Source organism: Hyphomicrobium sp., assembly GCF_041659645.1.
Lineage (GTDB): Bacteria > Pseudomonadota > Alphaproteobacteria > Rhizobiales > Hyphomicrobiaceae > Hyphomicrobium_B.
This window is the reverse complement of the sequence record NZ_JBAZXX010000005.1, coordinates 307052-326031: the sequence shown is the minus strand read 5'-3', so window position 1 is coordinate 326031 and position 18980 is coordinate 307052. Positions and strand designations below refer to the sequence as shown.

The following is an 18980-nucleotide window of genomic DNA, read 5'->3' as shown; positions in this document are numbered from 1 at the left end:
GCTCAGTACTTCAGCCGGGCTTCCTGTCCGAACGACGAGAGCGGCGCCGAGCCGTCCGGAAGCACGATCTCCCCCCGCGCACGGCGCTCTTTCAGATAGGCGAAACTCTGCATGGTCTGCGCGAAGAGATGTTCGCCTGCCTTGAGAGACGGCCGTTGCGGTGTGTCGGCGGCAACGTAGCGGGGCAACGGTGCGACGACCGTGTCATAGTCGGCTGCAAAGAACAGCGGGAATGAATAACGCTCCGCCGGCACCTTGCGAACACGGTGCGACGTCGCCGGAAATTCGCCGTTCGTCCAGATCTCCATCATGTCGCCGATGTTAACGACATACGCACCCGGAACCGGCGGCGCATCGATCCATTCCCCCGCGCCGTTCATGACTTCAAGACCTGGACACGTCGCTCTCAACAGCGTGAAACACTCATAGTCGGTGTGCGCGCCAATACCCGGCCGATCTTCGGCACCGGAATCGAAGGGATAATGAATCAAACGCAACTGGCTGGGCGGCTTCGTAACGTATTGATCGAAGAACGTCGGCTCCTCGCCGATCGCCATCGCAAAACCACGCAGCAAAACGCGGCCGAGGGCGAAGACCGAGGTGTAGTAATCGTCCACGGCCCTGGCAAAACCCGGCAGGTCAGGCCATTGGTTCGGCCCGAGAAGCGGGTTTCCCGCGACAAAATCTGGATCGTCCGACGGCAGATCGATCGACAGATCGTACGCTTCTTTCTTGTCCTTCGAACCCGAGGCGAAGACTTCTTCGCCCTCGGGAACATAGCCGCGATGGTTTCTCGAATTGCCGATATAGACCTTCATCTTCTCGTCGTAGGGCAACGCGAAGAAGCGCTTGGTCGCGTCGAGAACACCATCGAAAAGAGCTTCGTCAATGCCGCCGCCCGTAACGTAGACGAAACCGACAGCGCGAGCGGCCTCTCCAAGTTCCTCCGCAACCACCATCTGCTCGGCGGGCGTGCCCGTCCGAAGCTTCGTGACGTCGACGATGGGAATGCTCGAGAAGTTTCCTGATGTGCTCATCTCTTTCCTCTTACATCTAATCGGTGACGAACCTGACGCGGTTGCTCAGAGCTTGTTGTCTGCCAAGAGTTGCATGAACGTATCATCGAGTCGGAGCTTGATATTGGACGCATCGCCGAGCGTTTGCCCAGGAAGCGCAATCCCAATTGCATCCTTCGATTTTGCGCCGGTGCCCATCAGCTGCTGATCGAAGCAGAAGGTGCGCACAAGATCCATCGCCTTGACCATGTCTGGCGAGCGCGTGTACGCGGCGCCGGCGCCCGGATCGTAATAGAATGCCGTCGTATCGATCTGGGAGTTGAGGCTTTCGACGCTCGTCCCCGAGAGATCGGCCATGAGCTTACGAGCTTCCGCACTCTTCGCGTCGTTGGCCTTGATCACTGCAAGCGTCTCAAACCAAGCGCCGGTCAGCGCCTTGCCGAGTTCCGGATGCTCTTTAAGGGTCTTCGTATTCACAAGCAGTGCATCCACCAATTCGCCGGGCATTTCGGTCGATTGATAGACGACGCTGACGTTCGGCAATTTCTTCAGTTCGATAAAAGCCGGGTTCCACGCAACGACGGCATCGACGTCGGGCGTCATAAAGGCCGAGACGAAATCGGCATCCGAAACATTCTGCAATTTCGCATCGCTGATGTTCATGCCATGCGCTTCGAATGCACGCGCCAGCATATAGTGAGACACCGAGAACTGAACGAGATTGATCTTCTTGCCCTTGAGATCGGCGAACGTCTTGTTCGCGCCTTTCAAGACGATTCCATCGTTACCGTTCGAATAGTCACCAAGAATGGGAATGGTCGTATCGACGCCGCCGACGGCCGGGATTGTCAAAGCATCCATCGTCGTTGCGGTGACCGCGTCGACCTTGCCGCCGGTATATTGATTGATCGATTCAACGTAATCGTTGACCTGAACCAGTTCGATGTTGATACCGTATTTCTTGGCCCATTTCTGCAGGATGCCAGCATTCTGCGCATAGGGCCACGGCATGTATCCCGTGTAGATCGACCACGCGACTTTAAAGGTCGGCTCGGCGCGCGCAGGCAGCGTCGCTACAAAAAGTACGGAAACGGCGCAAAGGACAAGACGAAACATCGAACGCATGGCCATCAGGCTCTCCCTGTCATTGAGCGAAAAATGGAAAGCACTCCGTCGTCGTGTCCGGACCCCGAAAGATTTTGTTGCCGATCGCAAACGTCGAGGTCGACGATCGTCCATTGCCGCGTGAACGGCGCACCGGCCGCAGTCACGTCGCAAACTGTGATGGTCTCGCAATCGCGCGAAAACGTCGGTGCGAGATCGGATCTGACGCGGAACGGCAGGCTCGATCGCCCAATCAGCCACGACCCATCACGCACCCGCCCTAGCGAGATTTCGCAATCGAGCAGCGCCCGCGCATCCTGCGGCGACGAGGCCTTGACGAATTCGGCAAGCGAACCGCCGTGCGGCAGCGCGCCCGCCCGGTTTCGCACGTACATGAAAATATCGCCGACCCGCACCAGGAAACCCAAGAGGCCATCCTCGGTGCGCATACGAGCAGCAAAGTGCGGATCGAGGTTCGGCGAGGTGTGATGCCAATGCTCGATGTAGGGTATGTCTCTCCCCCGCTCAATCAGCATGCCATCTGAAAACGCTAAATATCCTGCGTCGACGGCGTCGCCCGGACATTGGAAATCAATCGCGCGACGCCATTCGAAAGCATCGCCGGTTTGCACCAAATGTCCGGCAAATCCTTCCTGCTGGGCCAGCCAGCCGAGATGATGAGGCTCCAGATCGTTGAGGCACGACACGCCGTCAAACGACGGAGGATTGGCCGGTTGCCGGAGATCAGCGAACAATTTCGGCCCTTGCAGCCACGCGACGAACGTCGTGCGGTCCTCGCGCCCGTCCGGCCACGCGATAAGCGACCTTTCCCACAGCCCAAGCGTATCTTTGATTTCGACCATTTGTGCAGTCTCCAATAACAACAGACTGTCATCGAAAACATCGCGTCAGAAGCGGTCGCATACCGATGCGAGCCATAGATCAGATCTATGTCCGGCGCGTCGCCTCGGCGCTCTCTGGATCGGGGTCTTTAACGTGCATCTCGATCATATCGAGCAGCGCCCGCGCAGACGGACTGAGATTTGAATCCCGCGTGATGAGGTAGACGGGATAGGTTGGAAGAATGTCTGGGTGGAGCATCGGCCAAAGGCCGCCCGCGTCAACGGCCTCCGCCGCGACGACCGTCGGCAGAAATCCGATGCCGATGCCGATTTGAATGAGACGCTTGACTTCGTGCAGTGTCTCGGCGGACCCGCCCGAACGCTCGCCCAGTCGATACCTCTGACGAAAATCCGCAAGCTCGGCGGGCTCATCCTCGCCTGTCAGTACAAAAATCTCATCGGCCACGGCGTCGGGTTCCGTCGGCGCCGCTCCGAACAACGGATGCGCCTTTCCGCAATAGAGTTGCTGCCATTCGCGCATCAAGGGCCGATAGCGAAGGTCCGGGCCAGTGACCACATCGCAGGCGATGCCGATGTCCGCGCCTCCATCCTTCACCGACAGCACGACATCCCGCCATGGCGCAATGTCGAAGCGGATTTCGACTTCCGGATTGACCTGATGGAACGTCAGCATCGCCTGATCGAATGCTGGCGCCACAAGGTCTGATATGACGCGAAGCGTCACGACGCCCTGCAATCGCCCCGCCGACTGCGCGACATCGCCCGGCATACCCGAAATCAGGATTTCGATATCTTCAGCCGCTTTGAGAAAAGACCGCCCTGCCGGAGTCAGCGCTACGCCTCTAGCGGATCGCACGAAGAGCGGCGCCCCGACGTGATCCTCGAGACGTTTCAGTCCCGCGCTGATCGTTGGCTGCTGCTTGTTGAGCGCGCGCGCGGCTGTGCTGATCCCTCCCGACCGCACGATGTCGAGAAAAAGCCTCACGAGATTCCAGTCGAGATTGCGGGCAAATTGCTGACCCTTCCTCGATATTCGTAATCCGCTTGTCATGGCTCCCGCGCTCGCAACTCTCGGCGGCAGCATATCTCGCGAACGTACACATCCAAGTGCCTCGCTCCCGGCAATTTGTCTCGGACGGGCTAGGCTGATGGCAATCGTTCGGCCGCCAGCACCTTTTCTACGTTTCCCCGATGGACGGCCTCATAGGGCTCAAACAACGTCACGGCTCCCACCGCCAACGGCTCCGGAATGAACGCGGCAAGCGAAAGCGCTGCGAACCCATCATCGTCGGTAACCCTCAAAAGCCGCTCGACATAAATTCGCGTCGCGTCAATGAGACGGCGATCGTAGCCCGCTCCCATGATCCGCTCTTTCGCACCGTGGTTCGGGAGAATGCGCGAAAAATCCCACGTCGACATCCGCTCGATATCTCGCAGGTGTTCCGACAATCGGTCGGGTTCAACGACATAGGTAACGGTATCTTCAAGCGTGTCGCCCGCGAGCAGCGTTCCGTCACTCGGCAAATACAGGGCGACGCCGTCCCGGCTATGAATGTCGAGCGGCCGCAATTCGACGGCGACGTTCCCACATCTGAGATCATGCCCGCCGTCGAAAATCGTCGTCGGCAGGACGAGCGGTGAAATCGCCGGCAGCCCATCGTGCGTGCCGTTTTCGATTTCGGTTTTCTTATCCAAAAGAAAACGCGCGGTTTCCGCACACGCAATGATCTCGCAATCGCTGAAGACGGCATTTCCCGCGACGTGATCCAAATGCCAGTGACTCAGCACGACGCGGATGTCGCGAACGCCCCTCGCTTCAAGAACTGTTCGAATATCACGCGCGTGGGCAATCGAAAGATGGGTATCATAGACGATTGCCGATGGCCCATCGATGACCGCATAGCTGCAAATGCCGAGCGCGAAGCCGCCGTCGTCGAGCCAGTTCGGCTCGTCGGAATGGTATCTCACGCCCGGGATGCGGCCGTCGTAGAAGCCGAGCAAATGCTCGCCGAGATCCAAAACCGTGAGTGTCGTCGTCTGCGTCATGATCATTGCTCATCGCGGGCGCTCCGCCGCTATCACAAGCTCCGGCGGAACATTCCCCTAGAGAAAGTGTAGCATCGGCCGTTCCGGAGAACGGTCGCCCTTGCGGCGACATAATCGCCTTGCCGATTGCTTGCCGCGCCGGGCAGCGTTTCCGGGTAAGGGCGTGGTACGAGGAAGATGGCCGTGGTAGCATGCTGATGCCCATGGACATTTTCTCAGGTGATGACAGGAGCGGGCGGCGGAACGGACTGAGCGCGGTCAAAGACCGGCAGCGATGCTCGTCCTTTCGCAACTGGAGGGTGATATGCCGAATTTTGGGATTCCGCGCCGGGTTCCGGCCAACGATCTGAGAGCGGAGTCTTCGTCTCCTCCCTTGAACTGGAGACGCGGGCTCTTTCGCGTCTGGATCCTCGTATCCGCCGGTTGGATCATGGGCTGGACGATCTACCTTCTGCTCGAAGGCGTCCAAGGAAGCCTGAGCACGCGCGGCGATTTCATCGAAGTTCCGATCCTGCTCTTTGCCCCGCCAATCGCGCTTTGGCTGTTCGGCTACGCCTCGGCGTGGGCGATCAAGGGTTTCGAAATCGAAAAATAGCGCACTCGGCTACCGCCGGGTGGCACGCGCTGGATACCCGATCAGGCCCTCGCGCGAACCGGAGCCCCCCTCGTTTTCCAGAACCGTTGAGCCCGGGCCTCTTCGTCGTCGGCGCTTCCAAGCGCAAGGTGGTCGTTCAGTGCTTTTGTGTCCTTGATGACGTCGTGCCACGTCAAATCGGCGGCTTTCAGCATTTCGGAGGCTTTCAACGCCGCCGCCGCACGTTCCCCGTCGTTGGGAGAAGCGAGCATGCCGCAAAGCTTCAGAAAACGCGGAAGGTCGAAACTCTCCGGACGCCGAACGGCTGCCTCACTCGTTTGGCTACGTCGACGCCACTTGGCCATAACACCCTCTGAACTCCGCGCCCCAAAGCTCTTTTACGCTCAGTTTCGGGATCACGATAGTCACCTCGTTTCGCCGTCACACTCGGCCGACGAGCCCGGACCGTAAGCTGACGACTCGACCGGCGCACCCCAGATGTTTTCTCCCAGATAGGCCCCGCGGCGATCTGGCATCAACCGGACCTCCCCACAAGAACGTCATTCAGCCGCGACGACACCATCAGGCGGCAGAAAATTGCCTTATGCGGGCGGCGGTATTCCCTCGGCTGTCTTGACGGCCGGTGCCTTGCGTGAGCGGCGCCACTCCTCAAACCGTTGAACGACGACGAAGAGCGACGGCACGAACAACACCGCAAGCAACGTCGAGGCAAGCATGCCGCTGAAGACGGTGATGCCGATGGATTTCCGCGCCGACGCGCCCGCTCCCGTAGCAAAGACCAGCGGCGCTACGCCGAGAATGAACGCGAACGACGTCATCAGGATCGGCCGGAAACGGGCCCGCGCGGCTTCAAGCGCGGATTCCGCGATCGCCTTGCCTTCCGCCCGAAGCTCCCGCGCCACTTCGACGATCAGAATCGCGTTCTTCGCCGAAAGCGCGATCAGCAGCACCAAGCCGATTTGAACATAGAGGTTGATGTCGATGCCGAGCCCAAGCATCACCGATACTGGCCCAACAAGCGACAGCGGCACAGCGAAAAGAACCGACAACGGCGCGTACCAACTCTCGTACTGCCCAGCGAGAACGAGATAGACCAGAAGCATGGCGAGTGCGAACACGTAGTAGATCTGCCCACCCACCAGCTTTTCCTGATAGGAGAGCGCCGTCCAAGAATAACCGACGCCTGGCGGCAGCGTCCGCGCAGCGATCTGCTCCATCAGCGCCATCGCATCGCCGGACGAAAAACCTTTCGCGGGCACGCCGACAATCGTGGCCGACGGATAAAGATTATAAAGACTGATGAGCGACGGACCGACGATCGGAGTGATCGTCATCACTGTCCCGAGCGGGATCATGTCTCCGTTCTGATTGCGCACCTTGAGGTTCAGAATTTCGTGCGGTTCCATGCGGAATTTCGCATCCGCCTGCACGTAGATCTGGAACACGCGCCCGAACTTGTTGAACTGGTTGACGTAGCTCGAACCGAGATAGCTCGCCAGCGTGGAGAAAACATCTTCGGTCGTCAGCAGCAGCGTCTGAATTTTCGCACGATCGATCGTGACTTTGTATTGCGGCGCCGTCGCCTTGAACGTCGTAGACGCCCGCTGGATACCCGATTGCGTGTTGGCGGCGTTCGCTACGGCGTTGACTGCGCTTTCGAGCTTCAGAAGATCGAAACTGCTATCGCGCAACTCGATCTGAAGTGTGAACCCGCCCGCATTGCCGATGCCCTGGATCGGCGGCGGCGGCAGCACCATGACGAAAGCGTCCGCGACCGCTTTCATCTTCTCGTTCAGAGTTTTGTAGAGCGATGCGAGATCCTCGTCCTTGCCCCGCAAGCTCCAATCTTTCAGCATGATGTAAGCGACGCCCGCGTTCGCGAGCGACGCACTGTTATCGAGCGGCGATAGTCCGGCGATCGTAATGACGCGTTCGACCCCCGGAACGGTCTTCGCGATCTGCTCGACTTGATCGAGCGAATGCTGAGTGCGTCCCAGCGAAGCGCCATTCGGAAGTTGAACCGATGCGATCAGATAGCCCTGGTCTTCGACAGGCAGAAATCCCGTCGCGACGCGCGTCATGCCGTAGACGGCGGCGCCGATGATGGCCATCGCAATGATGAACATCGGGATGGAGTGATGAACCATCCTCTCGATGACGCTGGCATACCAGTTCTCGATGCGTTGATAGACGGCATTGAAGCCGCGATAAAAAGCATTCCGCTGCTCGGGCGGCACCGGACGCCGGAGCCAAAGCGCGCATTGCGTCGGCTTCAGCGTCGCTGCGTTGATCGCGCTGATCAAGGCGGTGGCGGCGATCACCAGCGCAAATTGCGCGTACATCTGCCCCGTAAGCCCGGGCAAGAACGAAGCCGGCAGAAACACCGCCATGAGAACGAGCGTGATGCCGATGATCGGCCCCATGAGCGCGTTCATGGCGGCGATCGCGGCGTCGTGGCCGGACATGCCCTTTTCGATGTTATGCGCCGCACCTTCGACGACCACGATGGCGTCGTCCACGACGATGCCGATCGCGAGCACGATCGCAAACAGCGTCGAAAGGTTGACTGAGAAGCCCATCGCGGCCATTGCCGCAAAGGCGCCTATGATCGTAACCGGCACGGTCGTCGCCGGAACAAGCATCGCCCGCCAATCCTGCAGGAAGACGAGTATGACGATAAGAACCAGGATCGCGGCTTCCATCAGCGTCCGGTAGACTTCCGAAATCGCCTGCTGCACGAACAGCGTCGTATCGAAAGGAATGAGATAGGCCATGCCCTGCGGAAATTCCTTCGCCAGGGCCGCCATCTTGACGGAGACTTCTTTCGCGACGTCGAGAGCGTTGGCACCCGGCGTCAGGAAGATCGCAAGTCCGGCCGCCTGTTTGCCGTCAAGATGGAAAACCTGTGAGTAGGTCTGAGCACCGAGTTCGACGCGTCCGACGTCCTTCAATCGCGTCAGGTCGCCGTCGGTGCCCGTCTTGACGATGACGTTGGCAAACTGCTCGGGATCGTCGAAGCGGCTCTGGACATCGATCGTATATTGAAACGCTGGCGAACCGGAGACAGGCGGCATACCCGCCTGACCGGCTGTCACCTGCTCGCTCTGCTGCTGTAGCGCTTGGATCACGTCCTGTGCATTGAGGCTCCGGGCCTGCATCTTTTCAGGATCGAGCCACACCCGCATCGAGTATTGGCCCGCGCCGAACACATTGACGTTGCCCACACCCGGCAAACGCGAAATCTCGTCCTTCAAGCGGATCGTCGCGTAGTTACTGAGATAAAGGCTGTCGAAGCTGTCGTCCGGCGACGTCAGCGTCACGATCTCCAGGATCGACGTCGACTTCTTCTGAACGACGACGCCCTGCACCTGGACTGCTTGCGGCAGTGACGCCATCGCCGCCGAGACGCGGTTCTGTACGAGGATCTGCGCCGTGTTGAGGTCGGTCCCGATGGCAAACGTGACCGTCAGCGAATACGTGCCGTCCGATGCGGCGTACGATTGCATGTAGATCATGCCCTCGACGCCGTTCACCTGCTGCTCGATCGGCAGCGCGACGTTATCGATAACGGTACGAGCGCTCGCGCCAGGGTAGCTGGTCGTGACCGACACGGTCGGCGGCACCACATTCGGATACTGGGCCACCGGTAGTTCGAATACACAAACGGCGCCGATGACGACCATCAAAATAGCGATGACGTTCGCGAGAACCGGACGTTCGATGAAGAATTTTGAAATCATGGCCCAGCGCCCGCGTCGGGTGCAGGAGCGCTGATCGTCGTCATAACGGGCTCGATTTTTTGCCCTGGTACGACGGTCATCAGGCCGGAAATGACGACGCGATCGTCCGCCGAGATCCCCTTCTCGACAACGCGCAAGTCGCCGACCTGAGGACCAAGTTCGATCTTTCGCTGCTCAATGACATTATCTTTGTTCGCAACGTACACGTAGCGCCCGGCTTGATCGCTGCCGACAACCCGATCCGGAACCAGCAGCGCGTTAACGTCCTTGCCCCGCGGAACGCGCACCCGAACGAAATATCCCGGCAGTAGCGCCCTGTTCGGGTTCTCGAATATCCCACGAACCAACAGCGTGCCCGTCGCCGACGTAATGCTTGGCGCGGCGTAATCGAGGGTCCCCTTGTGAGGGAAACCCGTCTCGCTCTGCAGGCCGACCTCGACCGGGATTTTCTTCAGTTCCTCGGGCGTAATCGCCCGCGCTCTCATGTCTGAGCGAATGCTCTGCACATCGGCTTCGCTGACCGCGAAAGTAACGTAGATCGGCTCAATCTGAACGATCGTCGCGAGCGTCGTCGGGCTCCCCGCGCCGACAAGTTGCCCCATCGAAACCTGACGCGCAGTTACGATCCCGTCGAAGGGCGCCTGGACGTCGGTATAGCTGAGATTGAGCTGCGCCTGCTCGATGTCGACTTGCTGCTGCTTCTGCGCGGCGACAGCTGCGTCGTAAGTGGCGGTCGCCGCGTCGAGGGTCGCTTGGCTCGCGATATTCTTTGCCGCAAGATCGACTTGGCGCTCATAGTCGGCCTTCGTTTTCTTGGTGTTGGCTTCCGCGCTTGCGAGACCCGCCTGGGCCTGCTCAAGCGACAGTTGATAAGGCTTTTGCTCGATGACAAACAGCGTCTTGCCGGTTTTGACGGCATCGCCGTCATTGTAGTCGATGCCCTGAATGAAGCCCTGAACGCGCGCAACGAGCGTCGTGGTGTTGATCGCCGCCGCATTTCCCGTGGCCATCAGATAGCGCGTAACTGTCTGCTTTACGGGCGCTGCCAACTCGATTTTCGGCGGTGGTGGCGGGACGAAAGCATTCCTTTCGCCGCAAGCCGAAAGCCCGAGCGATACGACGATTGCAAACACCGGATAAGCGAAGGAGGTATAGCTCGATACGAGGCCGCCGCTTTTAGCCTGCCCCGTGGCCCGGCAAGCGGACGGCCGCAGTCCATAATTATCACTCATCCGAGAAGTCACCCCGAACTATGCAGATGTGGAAGGCGTAAGAAGCGTCGAGAGCATAGTAAGTCAACTCTCGGGTGGCGTATAGGCGCTCAAGATTTCAAAATGTATCCGGCGCGCCGAAAATTCCTTCGAAAGCGTAACGAAGGTTACTTTCATCCTAGCGTCCCACGGAATCCTTTTCGGCATTAACAAACGGCCGCGGGCCCCCGAAGTTGAACTGGCTCATCCTCCGAAGGTCGCACCAGCTGTATCTCGGAATGCATATGCCTCTCTGGCGTGTTCGAATCTTTACTCAAAATGCCCGCACGCGTTGGACGCTGAGGGCCGCTGCTCAAAAAAGCGCCTGAATGATGTAACTGCGCGGCACGACCGAGCGAATAGCCCAATAGAGAAATGATCGTCGGGCGCAAAACATCGTTGCTGCAGCGCAGGCGTTTGCTTGCTCGAACGCGGAGTGGACAACAATTGAAAACCGACCAGCTCATCCAGGGCCTTATCGCTGATCTCCCGACGCAATCGGGGTCCGTCGCGAAGGCAATTACGGTCAGCGTTTCGCTGTCCGTAATTGTTTCGCTGACTGCGATGCTCCTTTGGTTTGGTCTCCGACCAGATATCGGCGAAGCGATGCATTCCGCGCCATTTTGGGTGAAGGCGGGCTATGCGCTCGTCATCGGCACCGCCGGACTTTTTGCGCTTGAGAGGCTGGGACGACCGGGTGCATCCGCCACGCCCTCCTTCGTGATTGTATCGGTGGCGGTCGCGACTCTCGCAATCGCGGGCGTCACCGAGATCGTCATGGCGCCGCCCGGCGACGTAAGCCAGCTGTGGTTGGGCGCGTCATCATCGATCTGCTCGTGGGCCATCGTCGGCCTTTCCATTCCCTTATTGATCGCCGCCTTCATCGCGCTTCGCCAGCTCGCGCCTACGCAATTCGCCATCGCCGGAACCGCTGCAGGCCTCATGGCAGGCGGGTACGCCGCGTGCATCTACTCTTTGCATTGCACTGAGTACGGACTTTCGTTCCTGGCGATCTGGTACACGCTTGGAATGCTGATCGTCGCGGCAGTCGGCGCTCTCCTGTCCGGCCTGCTGCGCTGGTAAGGCCGCACGTCAGCTGCCATGCTGCCGCGACGCTTTAAATAATGCAGGCGCAATCCCATCTGGTGCCGATAGCTATCCAACGGAGGCGAAAAATGACAGCGCGTGCCATGCTTGTGCCGGGAGTCGAGCATCCGATAACGCTCGAAAAGAATCCGCGTAGGGTGGTTGTGAGGGTTGGCGACGTCGTTATCGCAGACACGCGCAATGCCATCGTTTTGAAGGAAGCGAACTATCCGCCGGTCCAATACATCCCGCGTGCGGATGCGAATATGCACCTGCTTCAGAGGTCCGCCCACACCACCTACTGCCCATACAAAGGCGATGCCTCGTATTTTCACCTTTCGACGCCCGATGCGAATTCAGAAAACGCCGTGTGGACCTATGAGGCGCCTCACGATGCGGTGAGCGCCATAAAGGATTGCCTGGCGTTCTATCCCGACCGTGTCAAAATCTCCGAGTAAGAACAATGCCTTTGCCCCCAAGAGGAGGTAAAGTTCCAACGGCAGGGATTTCTGGGATGGTTGGAGCGGGTGATGGGAATCGAACCCACGTATTCAGCTTGGAAGGCTGCTGCTCTACCATTGAGCTACACCCGCGAACCCATGAAGAAGGCGCTTTGTAGCGAATTTTTTCGCAAGCGCAAACGGCTTTACGGCGGCGAACCCAAGCGGCCCCCTTTCCACGCTCGTCCCTCCCCCCGGCCCATTTAGCGGATGCCCTAGCGTCCGCCATTTCCCGCGAAAATCTCGAATTTACAATGCTGCAATGTTGATTGTGTCGCACGCGCGGTGCACAAACTAAGGAAAATCAGCCACACCAAAGTGGCGATGACCTTGGGGGAAAGACGCATGACGATCGCGAGTCCAGCGGATTCATCCGCGCCCGGTTTGCTCGACCGAGAGCGCATCGTTGCCAAAGCGGGGTTCAATCGCTGGCTGGTGCCGCCCGCCGCTCTCGCCATCCACCTCTGCATCGGCATGAGCTACGGCCTGAGCGTATTTTGGCTGCCGCTCTCACAGGCGCTCGGGATCACCAAGCCGGTGACGTGCCCGGACATGACCATCGCCCAGGCGCTTTTCACGACGACATGCGACTGGCGCGTCAGCGATCTCCTCGTGACGTTTACGCTCGGCATCGTCTTTCTCGGATTATCGGCCGCCGTCTTCGGCGGTTGGCTGGAGCGCGCGGGTCCGAGGAAAGCCGGCGTCGTGGCCGCGCTTTGCTGGGGTGGTGGATTTCTGATCTCAGCCGTCGCCATCCATCTTCATCAGCTCTGGCTTTTGTGGCTCGGGCTCGGAGTCATCGGCGGAATCGGTCTCGGCCTCGGCTACATCTCGCCGGTTTCGACCCTCATCAAATGGTTTCCCGACCGGCGCGGCATGGCGACCGGCATGGCCATCATGGGTTTCGGTGGCGGCGCCATGATCGGCTCCCCGATCGCCATTCTCCTGATGAACCATTTCAAGACCGCCGAATCCGTCGGCGTCATGGAAGCGATGGCCGTGATTGGGGCTCTCTACCTCGTCTCCATGCTATGCGGCGCCTTCGGCTACCGCGTCCCGCCCGATGGCTGGAAACCGGACGGTTGGACACCGCCGAACGCGCAAGGCAAAGCGCTGATTACCCACGGCAACGTGCATCTCGACAACGCTCACAAGACACCGCAGTTCTGGCTGATCTGGATCGTGCTTTGCATGAACGTCTCGGCCGGCATCGGCGTGCTGGCCATGGCCTCACCGATGCTGCAAGAGATCTTCGCCGGTCGTCTGATCGGTCTCCCCGATATCCGCTTCAGCGATTTGACGCCGGTACAGGCAGCCGCAATCGCGGGCATCGCCGGCGGCTTCGTCAGCTTGCTGTCGCTGTTCAACAGCGGCGGCCGCTTCCTGTGGGCGTCCCTCTCCGACATCATCGGCCGCAAGACGACCTATTTCTGTTTCTTCGTGCTCGGCATGGCGCTCTACGCACTGGCGCCGACGTTGGCGCACATGGGATCCATCGCTCTGTTCGTCGCCGCGTTCTGCGTGATCCTGACGATGTACGGCGGCGGCTTCGCGACGGTACCGGCCTATCTCGCGGATATCTTCGGAACCCAATTCGTCGGCGCCATCCACGGCCGTCTGCTGACGGCGTGGTCGACGGCTGGCGTGCTCGGACCTCTCGTCATCGGCTACATTCGCGACGCCCAAATTGGCGCCGGAGTTCCCCGCGCGTTGGTCTACGATCGTACGATGTATATCCTGGCGGGCTTTCTGCTCGTCGGCTTCATCGCCAACGCACTTATCCGCCCGGTCGCCGACAAATGGCTGATGAGCGACGCCGACGTCGCGAGACTTAACGCGGCCAAATCGACGGCAAACGTCAGCACCGGATCGCACGGCATCGGCTTCGGCGGCATGAGCCCCGCCGCCCTCATCGCCTGGATCGCGGTCGGGATCCCGTTTTGCTGGGGCGTCTGGAACACGCTCGGCAAAGCCACGGCATTGTTTCATTAAGAGCTGACGTGTCGGCAGCGCCTTTCGGGGCCTGCCGGCCTCTTCTTGAACGATGCAGCGCGCCGATCGAAACAGCTTACATGAGTTGCTGGACGATCCCGGATTTCTCATCGAGCAACTCGCGCCCGGTCTTCCAAACTTCGTGCCCGCCAGCCACGTCGGCGCGGACCTTGCCGATCCACGACTGAGGCACCCCGGCTGTCTCGAAATAGGTATCGAAAAAGCGATCGGTCTCCGCGCCGATCGCAGAGTCGGGCACACTCGGATCTTTCTCCTTCGAAAAGAAGTCGCGAAAATTCACTTCATGAAACATGAACTCGGCGTTTGCGGCCGCAATGCGCCTCTGACCCCGGAGATACACCGGCACGCACATCGATGCGCAAATGCCGCCAGCATCGACGCTCGTCACCAACATGTGTGTCTGCCCGATCCGATCGAGCAACCGCACGACCTCGGCCCCTTGATCGAGCGAGCCCCCTGGAGAGGAAAGCGTCAATATGATTTTGTGCGCCTCGTCCTTGTGGCGCGCGAAGGCCTCGGCGATGCGGCTCGCCATCGGCGCATCGATTTTCCCGCGCCATCGCAAATAGAGTGTGTCTTCGCTCGGCATCATGCGGACATCGAGTTTGCCGATACCGGCGAAATAAGCCGCGAAGTGATCCCGCGTCTTGAAGCCGAGAACCGCCAGAAGAACAATCATGGCGGCCCAGACGAGGCGGTTGCGCGAACGAGCCGACATCAGCCAGCACGCGGCAGCGGCTGACTTCCGTTAGGAGAGGCGCCATGGATCATCGGGGATCGCCGCGACGGGCTCGCGCCGGCTGCCGGCTCCGCAACGCGGAGTCGCCGGCGCAAATCATCAGTGCGTCCAGTTTGTGGTGCGGCCGAAACGGAAATTATCGGCATAAGACTTCTTGATCGGCTTGCGCGGCTTCGGCTCGCTCAGCGTGTAGGCAAGTCCGGCACGCGTGGCGTAATCGATCGCCTCTTCCTTGGTATCAAACTCAAGGCGTACCTGGGCTTGCGTATCCCGCGAACTCGTCCAGCCCATCAGCGGATCGATATCGCGCGCGCTCGCGGGCTCGAATTCGAGGAGCCATTCCTTGGTGCGCGCCTCGCCCGATTGCATCGCCGTTTTTGCTGGCTTGAAGATCCGTGCCGTCATGGTGGCTCCGCAATGACGAGAGATCGAAAGACGAGAGATTGAAATTGGTCGGGGCGACAGGATTCGAACCCACGACCCTCTGGTCCCAAACCAGATGCTCTACCAGGCTGAGCTACGCCCCGACTTAAGCCCTCATCTGCCGGTTTCGCCCGTTAAGGTCAAGTCGCCGCTTGATGGAGCGGCATCTTTGCCGCCCACCGAACACGTCAGGTGCCCGAAAAAATGGGATATCGCACCTTATCGCCAGCCTTGATCCCGAGCCGCGCCGCCGCCCCGCCCGGCAGTTCAAGCACCGCAAGGACAGGCGAGTCCGACGAGATCACCCGATCCGACAGCGGCTCGGCGCGCTCCTCGATCCGCGCAATCGTACCGTCGGCACGGATGAACACCATGTCGAGCGCGATGTACGTGTTGTGCATCCACATCTGCATGACGCGCTCGGCGGTGTACGGGAAGAGCATGCCCTGACCGTCGCTGAGCTCCGTGCGGAACATCAACCCGAGCGCCTTTTCCTTCTCCGAGGTCGCCACTTCGATTGCGAACGAGTGCTCAGGTCCACCCGACGCGGAGACGATCTTCAGCGTGTCCTGCCGCATCTTTGCAGACGCGGGCGGCACGACATCGATCAATGCATTGACGAAGGGCCACGCCGCTACGAACAGCGGCGGAAAAATAAAAAGGGCCACGCAGATCGCGGCCCCCTTCGTTGAACTCGGAACGATAGTCACCATTGTTCCCGTATCAATTACGAGACGGCAGCCCCGTCGGCACGCCATCCGGCCTGAGTTCTGCAGCCATGCAACCCTTCGATCCGTAGCCCCAACGGACCTGAACGATCTGCCCTGGCCGAAGCTCAGTGAAGCCGAAGCGACGAAGCGTTTCCATGTGACAGAAGATATCGGGCGTACCCTCGCCCCGCGTCAGGAAGCCGAAGCCGCGAACGCGATTGAACCATTTCACATAAGCGCGGCACCAGTCGCTTTCCGGCTGCACGTGGACGTGCGTGCGCTGAGGAAGCTGCGAAGGGTGGATCGCCGAACTCTCATCCATGCTGAGAATACGGAATGCCTGCATACCCTTCGAACGTCGCAGCACTTCGCAATGAACGCGTGCGCCTTCGTAAGCGGTCTGAAAGCCTCCGGCCCGGAGGCATGTGACATGGAGAAGGATATCCGGCAGGCCATTATCTGGCACGATGAAGCCGTAGCCCTTGGAAGCGTCGAACCACTTGATCATTCCGGCGACTTCAAAAACTTCAGTCGCCGCGTCGTCGAGCGCCTCTGGGCTTATTGCGCCCATATCCATGAAATCAGATAGCTCGGGACGTTTATTATCCCCCATACTTGCTTACCCCGCATATACTGTGCGTCAAACGACACTCCTAGCTCCGCTGCGCCGCCGAGCGTTTCATTCTGGAAGAGCCCTCTTCAGAAACGAAACACCAAACGCCACTTCGAAACTTCGGAAACCATAACACCGGCTCTGCCCTTAACTAGGGGCAATATTTTGGCGCATCCCCCTTGACCATCGGTTGTGAGGTTTTAATCCACATCGTGTTTGCAGTCCTAACAGCATGATAAACCGCAAAGAAGATGGATCACGATTCTTCCCCAGTTTCGATTGCGCGAACGCGTTGATCTGAGATTCGTCCACACCGGTGGATGAGACATCGCACCGCGAATCACCCAACAAGTGATTCGCTCTTCTACTCTTGATTGTCAGCGTCTTCGATGCAGCGCAAGGTGCGCCGAAAACTGAGATTTCCAACACTCGTCCACAGACTCACGAAATTGCCGATCACGGCGACTCAGTGCCGCGAGACGTTTCAGGCCGCACTGTGGCAGAGGTGCAGCGTTCGCAGATGCGGCACGTTCTGTTTCGCGCGATCACGGACGCCAACGTAGTCAGATATCGAGCAAAAGGTGAGCGATGCGCTACTTGCATACGATGGTCCGCATCAACGACATCGCATCGAGTCTCGAATTCTATTGCGGTGCACTCGGGCTGAAAGAGATTCGCAGAATCGAAAACGAGAAGGGCCGCTTCACGCTCATCTTCCTTGCGGCACCTGAAGATGAAGCCCGCGCCTTGAGCGAAAAAGCACCGATGCTCGAACTCACGTATAATTGGGATGCTGAAGACTACGGCGCCGGCCGCAACTTCGGCCATCTCGCTTTCGTCGTCGACGACATCTACGCAACGTGTGCAAAACTTCAGGCTGCGGGAATTACGATCAATCGCCCCCCGCGTGATGGCTACATGGCGTTCGTTCGCTCTCCCGATCTCATTTCCATCGAGCTTCTCCAGAAGGGCAACGCGCTCCCGCCGCAGGAACCGTGGGCATCGATGCCGAACACGGGAACATGGTGAGCGAAACCGCGTCGAACGACATCGCCATCATCGGCGCGGGACCAGCGGGCTTATTTGCCGCCGAGATCATTGCTGCGACTGGACTTCGCGTCACGATCTACGAAAGAATGCCATCGCCAGCGCGAAAGTTTCTGCTCGCCGGACGCGGTGGCTTGAACCTAACTCATAGTGAGCCGCTCGAAGAGTTGCTGGCGCGCTACGGCGGCTGCGCCGACGAGGTCCGCGCCGTCGTCAAAGCCTATCCGCCGTCGCGTCTCATTGACTGGGCAAACGGCCTCGACGCCCAAACCTTCATCGGCACGAGCGGTCGCGTCTTTCCCAAGGCGATGAAAGCCTCGCCATTGTTGCGCGCTTGGTTGCGCCGACTGAACGGCCTCGGCGTCACGATCAAGACGCGCCACCACTGGACCGGCTTCTCCGAAGCGGGAGAACTGGTGTTCGCAACGCCTGATGGCTCGATCACGATCAAACCCGACGCATCCCTGTTCGCGCTCGGCGGTGCAAGTTGGCCGAAACTCGGCTCCGATGGTGCTTGGGTCGACGCGTTCGAAAATGCCGGCATCGCCTCAACACCGCTCCTTCCCGCCAACGCCGGTGTCCTCGTCCCATGGTCCAACGTCTTCAAGTTGCGCTTCGAAGGAACGGCGCTCAAGCGCATCGCCCTCTCTATCGCTGGCGCTTCGGCGCGCGGCGAAGCCATCGTCACGACGCGCGGACTCGAAGGCGGCGCGGTTTACGCTGTCATTCCGCATATCCGGACAGCTCTTGCTGCGCACGGAAGCGCAACGCTCTCAGTCGATCTGAAGCCGGACCTCGACACGGCCGCCCTCACCGAGCGGCTGTCACGGCGGCGTCCCAAGGAAACGCTGACAAACTTTCTGCGCAAGGCGGCGCATCTCGATCCCGTCGCCATTGCCCTGCTCCGCGAAGGTGCCGCTCCGCTCCCCGATAGCTCCGAGGCCCTTGCCGCGCGCATCAAAGCCCTCCCGATCCAAATCACGGGGCTGACCGGCCTCGATAGGGCGATCTCAACCGCCGGCGGCATCGCCTGGAGCGGGTTGGACAGTCACCTTATGATCAAGGCGCGTCCAGGTACGTTCGTCGCGGGCGAAATGCTCGATTGGGAGGCCCCCACCGGCGGCTATTTGCTGCAGGCGACCTTCGCCACGGCCGCGGCGGCCGCAAACGGCTTGCTCGAATGGCGCGCCGCACGACAATGAAATCCACGTCCGTCGGTCCTGGGAGCGAACGCC

At 59.7% G+C, this 18980-nt stretch carries 18 protein-coding genes and 2 tRNA genes; 6 read left to right on the top strand and 14 right to left on the bottom strand.

The window, feature by feature from the left end; all coding sequences use genetic code 11:
* Positions 1–2 precede the first annotated feature (2 nt).
* The 5 genes from WC811_RS19510 to WC811_RS19490 form a co-directional block, all read right to left on the bottom strand.
* The gene (locus tag WC811_RS19510; RefSeq protein WP_372647101.1) at positions 3–1037 is read right to left on the bottom strand and encodes an isopenicillin N synthase family dioxygenase; all 1035 of its coding nucleotides are present in this window, start codon (positions 1035–1037) and stop codon (positions 3–5) included.
* 45 nt (positions 1038–1082) lie between these two features.
* Positions 1083–2147: a putative urea ABC transporter substrate-binding protein gene (locus WC811_RS19505; protein ID WP_372647100.1), complete on the bottom strand. Its 1065-nt coding sequence runs from the start codon at positions 2145–2147 to the stop codon at positions 1083–1085.
* Positions 2147–2983 carry a hypothetical protein gene (locus WC811_RS19500; protein ID WP_372647099.1) on the bottom strand — a complete coding sequence of 279 codons (837 nt, stop codon included), beginning with the start codon at positions 2981–2983 and terminating at the stop codon, positions 2147–2149. The genes WC811_RS19505 and WC811_RS19500 overlap by 1 nt, the downstream gene beginning before the upstream one ends.
* An 85-nt stretch (positions 2984–3068) precedes the next feature.
* Positions 3069–4034, bottom strand: coding sequence for a LysR family transcriptional regulator (locus WC811_RS19495; protein ID WP_372647098.1), 966 nt, complete (start codon positions 4032–4034; stop codon positions 3069–3071).
* 89 nt (positions 4035–4123) lie between these two features.
* On the bottom strand, positions 4124–5029 hold the full coding sequence (locus WC811_RS19490) for an MBL fold metallo-hydrolase (RefSeq protein WP_372647097.1): 906 nt from the start codon (positions 5027–5029) through the stop codon (positions 4124–4126).
* A 304-nt stretch (positions 5030–5333) separates the two neighbouring features.
* On the opposite strand from WC811_RS19490, the gene WC811_RS19485 reads away from it, so the two are divergent.
* Positions 5334–5624: a hypothetical protein gene (locus WC811_RS19485; protein ID WP_372647096.1), complete on the top strand. Its 291-nt coding sequence runs from the start codon at positions 5334–5336 to the stop codon at positions 5622–5624.
* A gap of 41 nt (positions 5625–5665) precedes the next feature.
* Here the strand turns inward: WC811_RS19485 and WC811_RS19480 are convergent, their stop codons facing one another.
* The 3 genes from WC811_RS19480 to WC811_RS19470 form a co-directional block, all read right to left on the bottom strand.
* A complete protein-coding gene (locus tag WC811_RS19480; RefSeq protein ID WP_372647095.1) occupies positions 5666–5875 on the bottom strand; it encodes a hypothetical protein in 210 nt (69 codons plus the stop codon).
* A gap of 330 nt (positions 5876–6205) precedes the next feature.
* Positions 6206–9364 carry an efflux RND transporter permease subunit gene (locus tag WC811_RS19475; RefSeq protein ID WP_372647094.1) on the bottom strand — a complete coding sequence of 1053 codons (3159 nt, stop codon included), beginning with the start codon at positions 9362–9364 and terminating at the stop codon, positions 6206–6208.
* Entirely contained in the window at positions 9361–10596 is a 1236-nt protein-coding gene (locus WC811_RS19470; RefSeq protein WP_372647093.1) for an efflux RND transporter periplasmic adaptor subunit, read from the bottom strand. The genes WC811_RS19475 and WC811_RS19470 overlap by 4 nt, the downstream gene beginning before the upstream one ends.
* A gap of 465 nt (positions 10597–11061) precedes the next feature.
* Between WC811_RS19470 and WC811_RS19465 the strand changes: the two genes are divergently transcribed.
* Positions 11062–11697: an NrsF family protein gene (locus WC811_RS19465; protein ID WP_372647092.1), complete on the top strand. Its 636-nt coding sequence runs from the start codon at positions 11062–11064 to the stop codon at positions 11695–11697.
* A 92-nt stretch (positions 11698–11789) separates the two neighbouring features.
* Positions 11790–12158: a DUF427 domain-containing protein gene (locus tag WC811_RS19460; RefSeq protein ID WP_372647091.1), complete on the top strand. Its 369-nt coding sequence runs from the start codon at positions 11790–11792 to the stop codon at positions 12156–12158.
* 61 nt (positions 12159–12219) lie between these two features.
* On the opposite strand, the gene WC811_RS19455 is transcribed toward WC811_RS19460, so the two are convergent.
* Positions 12220–12293 (bottom strand) — tRNA-Gly (locus WC811_RS19455).
* A gap of 252 nt (positions 12294–12545) precedes the next feature.
* Here WC811_RS19455 and WC811_RS19450 point away from each other — a divergent pair.
* Positions 12546–14192, top strand: a complete 1647-nt coding sequence (locus WC811_RS19450) for an OFA family MFS transporter (RefSeq protein ID WP_372647090.1) — start codon at positions 12546–12548, stop codon at positions 14190–14192.
* Positions 14193–14268: 76 nt separating this feature from the next.
* Here the strand turns inward: WC811_RS19450 and WC811_RS19445 are convergent, their stop codons facing one another.
* From WC811_RS19445 to WC811_RS19425, 5 genes are all read right to left on the bottom strand, one after another.
* Positions 14269–14931, bottom strand: a complete 663-nt coding sequence (locus WC811_RS19445) for an ATP-dependent Clp protease proteolytic subunit (protein WP_372647089.1) — start codon at positions 14929–14931, stop codon at positions 14269–14271.
* 120 nt (positions 14932–15051) lie between these two features.
* The gene (locus tag WC811_RS19440) at positions 15052–15357 is read right to left on the bottom strand and encodes an ETC complex I subunit (RefSeq protein WP_372647088.1); all 306 of its coding nucleotides are present in this window, start codon (positions 15355–15357) and stop codon (positions 15052–15054) included.
* A 45-nt stretch (positions 15358–15402) separates the two neighbouring features.
* Positions 15403–15479: transfer RNA gene (locus WC811_RS19435), tRNA-Pro, on the bottom strand.
* Positions 15480–15563: 84 nt separating this feature from the next.
* Complete coding sequence (locus WC811_RS19430; RefSeq protein WP_372647087.1) at positions 15564–16043, bottom strand: DUF192 domain-containing protein; 480 nt, start codon at positions 16041–16043, stop codon at positions 15564–15566.
* 55 nt (positions 16044–16098) lie between these two features.
* Positions 16099–16698, bottom strand: a complete 600-nt coding sequence (locus WC811_RS19425; protein ID WP_372647086.1) for a cold-shock protein — start codon at positions 16696–16698, stop codon at positions 16099–16101.
* A gap of 588 nt (positions 16699–17286) precedes the next feature.
* Between WC811_RS19425 and WC811_RS19420 the strand changes: the two genes are divergently transcribed.
* Both WC811_RS19420 and WC811_RS19415 read left to right on the top strand, forming a co-directional pair.
* Positions 17287–17727 (top strand): VOC family protein, encoded by a 441-nt coding sequence (locus tag WC811_RS19420; RefSeq protein WP_372647085.1) that lies wholly within the window; start codon positions 17287–17289, stop codon positions 17725–17727.
* Positions 17721–18947: a TIGR03862 family flavoprotein gene (locus WC811_RS19415; RefSeq protein ID WP_372647084.1), complete on the top strand. Its 1227-nt coding sequence runs from the start codon at positions 17721–17723 to the stop codon at positions 18945–18947. Before WC811_RS19420 ends, WC811_RS19415 begins: the two co-directional genes overlap by 7 nt.
* Positions 18948–18980 lie beyond the last annotated feature (33 nt).

Bases quoted from the DNA above. Each gene is read 5' to 3' on its own strand.
- WC811_RS19460 (WP_372647091.1), top strand. From the start codon at position 11,790: ATGACAGCGCGTGCCATGCTTGTGCCGGGAGTCGAGCATCCGATAACG.
- WC811_RS19420 (WP_372647085.1), top strand. From the start codon at position 17,287: ATGCGCTACTTGCATACGATGGTCCGCATCAACGACATCGCATCGAGT.
- WC811_RS19425 (WP_372647086.1), bottom strand. From the start codon at position 16,698: ATGGGGGATAATAAACGTCCCGAGCTATCTGATTTCATGGATATGGGC.
- WC811_RS19500 (WP_372647099.1), bottom strand. From the start codon at position 2,983: ATGGTCGAAATCAAAGATACGCTTGGGCTGTGGGAAAGGTCGCTTATC.
- WC811_RS19480 (WP_372647095.1), bottom strand. From the start codon at position 5,875: ATGCTCGCTTCTCCCAACGACGGGGAACGTGCGGCGGCGGCGTTGAAA.
- WC811_RS19505 (WP_372647100.1), bottom strand. From the start codon at position 2,147: ATGGCCATGCGTTCGATGTTTCGTCTTGTCCTTTGCGCCGTTTCCGTA.
- WC811_RS19495 (WP_372647098.1), bottom strand. From the start codon at position 4,034: ATGACAAGCGGATTACGAATATCGAGGAAGGGTCAGCAATTTGCCCGC.
- WC811_RS19440 (WP_372647088.1), bottom strand. From the start codon at position 15,357: ATGACGGCACGGATCTTCAAGCCAGCAAAAACGGCGATGCAATCGGGC.
- WC811_RS19445 (WP_372647089.1), bottom strand. From the start codon at position 14,931: ATGTCGGCTCGTTCGCGCAACCGCCTCGTCTGGGCCGCCATGATTGTT.
- WC811_RS19490 (WP_372647097.1), bottom strand. From the start codon at position 5,029: ATGACGCAGACGACGACACTCACGGTTTTGGATCTCGGCGAGCATTTG.
- WC811_RS19475 (WP_372647094.1), bottom strand. From the start codon at position 9,364: ATGATTTCAAAATTCTTCATCGAACGTCCGGTTCTCGCGAACGTCATC.
- WC811_RS19415 (WP_372647084.1), top strand. From the start codon at position 17,721: ATGGTGAGCGAAACCGCGTCGAACGACATCGCCATCATCGGCGCGGGA.
- WC811_RS19470 (WP_372647093.1), bottom strand. From the start codon at position 10,596: ATGAGTGATAATTATGGACTGCGGCCGTCCGCTTGCCGGGCCACGGGG.
- WC811_RS19510 (WP_372647101.1), bottom strand. From the start codon at position 1,037: ATGAGCACATCAGGAAACTTCTCGAGCATTCCCATCGTCGACGTCACG.
- WC811_RS19450 (WP_372647090.1), top strand. From the start codon at position 12,546: ATGACGATCGCGAGTCCAGCGGATTCATCCGCGCCCGGTTTGCTCGAC.
- WC811_RS19485 (WP_372647096.1), top strand. From the start codon at position 5,334: ATGCCGAATTTTGGGATTCCGCGCCGGGTTCCGGCCAACGATCTGAGA.